At 31.7% G+C, this 2,905-nt stretch carries 3 protein-coding genes; all 3 read right to left on the bottom strand.

Going from position 1 to position 2,905, the window contains the following annotated elements:
* Positions 1 to 423: 423 nt before the first annotated feature.
* The gene (locus SOY52_RS10205) at positions 424 to 1,401 is read right to left on the bottom strand and encodes a gamma-glutamyl-gamma-aminobutyrate hydrolase family protein (protein WP_320848848.1); all 978 of its coding nucleotides are present in this window, start codon (positions 1,399 to 1,401) and stop codon (positions 424 to 426) included.
* Between the two features lie 76 nt (positions 1,402 to 1,477).
* Complete coding sequence (locus SOY52_RS10200; RefSeq protein WP_320848847.1) at positions 1,478 to 1,840, bottom strand: hypothetical protein; 363 nt, start codon at positions 1,838 to 1,840, stop codon at positions 1,478 to 1,480.
* Between the two features lie 14 nt (positions 1,841 to 1,854).
* Entirely contained in the window at positions 1,855 to 2,892 is a 1,038-nt protein-coding gene (locus tag SOY52_RS10195) for a hypothetical protein (RefSeq protein ID WP_320848846.1), read from the bottom strand.
* Between the last annotated feature and the right edge of the window lie 13 nt (positions 2,893 to 2,905).

The following is a 2,905-nucleotide window of genomic DNA, read 5'->3' as shown; positions in this document are numbered from 1 at the left end:
CTTGCTGGCCAGTATGAGATGAGAGTCAGCACCCATTCGGAACACATGGGTACTCTGGCGGAACCTGGATCAGGCTTTGAAGTTTCATATGAGAACTGGAAGCAAACCAGGGTTAAACCGGAAGCTGCAATCCTTTAGGGTTGCGGTAGTTCACTTTTATCGTTTCAATAATTGTGCTATCTAATCAAGGCGATTTAATTCTAAACTGGACTTTCTTAAGAGGTGCTGTAAGTTTATTCCCTTTAATGCTTGCTTTATTTATAAAAAGCGAACGATTAAAAAAGAATTTGTATTTGCTTCTATGCTTGCAGCACCAATATGCACACTACTTGGTAAACTATTACTTCCTCAAATCGATATTCTCCCAGTATTTTGGGGAATACTGGGAAGTTTAAGTTTTATTGTAGCTGGGTTAATAATTAGCTAAAGCAATTTTCCTATTTCTTTAAAGATAATTGCTGCATCATCTTGGCTTAAGAAATCATCTTTATTTGGATAGTTTTCTAAGTGTTTAACATATGATGCTTCTGGATGAAATTGAAAACCAAATGCAAAATCCTTATCACTTCTTTCAATTATCTCAATAGTAGAAATTCCATTAACATCGGTGTATCCAGCAAGAAGCAAATTAGTGCCATCTAAAGATGTTAATACTTGATGGTGCCATGATGGAACATTATTTAAATTATCTCTATCAAAGATTTCCTTAACTTTAGTATTATCACATAGCACAACATCATGAGGAGCATAATCACGATAAGAATCTGGGTAAGCTTTCTCATTTCTATGTTCTGCATTATAATCTACATTTTGTTCATTAAAATACACAGGTAAGTCTTGAATAATATCAGCACCCGATACTACTCCTAACATTTGAGAACCACGACAAAAACCTATTACAGGAATATTATTATCAAGGCAATAAGACATTAATAGGTAGTCAGAAACATCACGTGTTGCGTTGTAATCCTTTTCTGCTTCAATTCCATGCCAAGGCTCTGGAGATTTTAACAGCGTAGGAGCAATATCTTCTCCTCCTGTAAATATTATTGCTTTAAAGTTATTTTTGCTAATTACTTCTTCAATATTAGAATTACTGCATACTTCACTTTTTATTAGTTCTGCATACTTATTAAGTAATATACCATTTTCGTCTATACAAGATTCACTAACATTACCATCATCATATGAAAGACTATAGTCAACCACCTGATCAACCATTACATATGGAATATTTAAATCATCTAAGGTTTTTGTAATATTTGTATAAAACTCAGAATCAGTATCACTTCTCCATGCAATACCAATTACACTAGAACTATCAACGCTTTTATTAGTTGCACATGAAATTAATAGTGCAAATATAATAAAGATTAAAAGTAGTTTTTTTAAAGCTTTCATCCCTACTCCTCCAATTTTTTTTAATATACCTAATAATATGTTGCAAAACTGTTGTACTAGGGATTATTAAAAAAGCTTATTGATTATTTTCCGATGGTTCTTCTATAAGATTTGGAATATATTCTTTTAAAAGTTCTAACGCTTTATTTGCAGCTGCTTTGTTATCAAATGTTAAATTATTAGAATAATCAGATCCACAGCGCACATGCAAAATGAAAACTGGAATTTGACCTGCACAACATCCTTTAATAGAGAGTCTACTTTTTCTAACCCAAGCTCCATCAATTGCTGAAATAGGAATATACTTAGCACCGGTTGGAAAAGAAGGGAAATAAAGTGCCTTCTTACTAAACCTGTAGCTACCTATTTTTATTGTAGATTTATAATCTGCTTTTAAATCCTCATTAAACTCATTTCCATATAAAACTTTAAATGCCATAATCCATACACCTATTAATTTATTTCTATATTAATTCCCATTTCTCTTGCTTTAGCCTTTAACTCATCAAAATCAATTTTTCCTTCATTAATTGATTTCATTATTCCAGGACCCAAAGAGAGAGTTGTAGGTCCTTTATAATCTCTATACATATCCTGGGAAAGCTCCTTTGGAGTCCATCCACGATTAATGTATAGATGGGAATTATTATTAAACTCTTGAAGTAATGAAATGAGTTTTTTAAATTCTTTTTCACTCATTTCAACTCCTGCTTCTTCTAAAGACCCCATAACAATATTGATTATATAAGTTAGAGATAATCGGCCTGAAAAAAGATTAAATCGAATTATTCTAAATAGCTTCTCTGCCATGGAACCACCAAGAAAGTTCCAGAACTTTTTAAGTTTATGTTCCTGAGGTTTTTTAGGGCCACCTTCAATCTTACCACTTTCCCAATCAAGTTGAAATTGTTCATTATCACTAAGGAATGTAAAATCTTTAAGCTTTTTACCTTGATGAGGTGATGGCTTAGTTTTTTCTTTTAAAAACCTATTTCTTAAAACAGGTGAATTAGCTTTGATATTTTCTATATAATTATATAATTTATCTTCAGCTTCTGATTTTACAAGTCCTTTTAAGGATAGTAAGTTATCTGGAACATAAAAAGAATGTCCATTAGCAAGCTCCTCTATCTTATAAAATGCATCATTGGGAATGAAATCCATTATTTCATGAAATACAATATATCTATACTTATTTTCCCTTATCTCTTCTCTATATAGCTCATCAACTTCATAGACGTAATAATCATGTACTTCACGACGTGCAATGGAAGAAAAGTTATAAATATCCTTTCTGTGTATCCTTACTGCAGGTATTTTAGATGCATATTCTCTATATACATTCCATAAATCATCTAAAGTGATAACACCATATAATGCAGCAGCCCCATCAAATAGCCTTCTTAAGAAAGTTATTTTTTCTTCTGTCAGTCCTGAATCAAGATACATTTTATCAATTGTTTTTTTAGATAAAGGTTTTGGATATGCCATACATTACTCTCTT

The organism is Bullifex sp. (genome assembly GCF_034103065.1).
In the GTDB taxonomy this organism is placed as follows: Bacteria; Spirochaetota; Spirochaetia; order Sphaerochaetales; family Sphaerochaetaceae; genus Bullifex.
The sequence above is the reverse complement of the archived record's forward strand: the minus strand, read 5'-3'. Positions and strand labels throughout refer to the sequence as shown.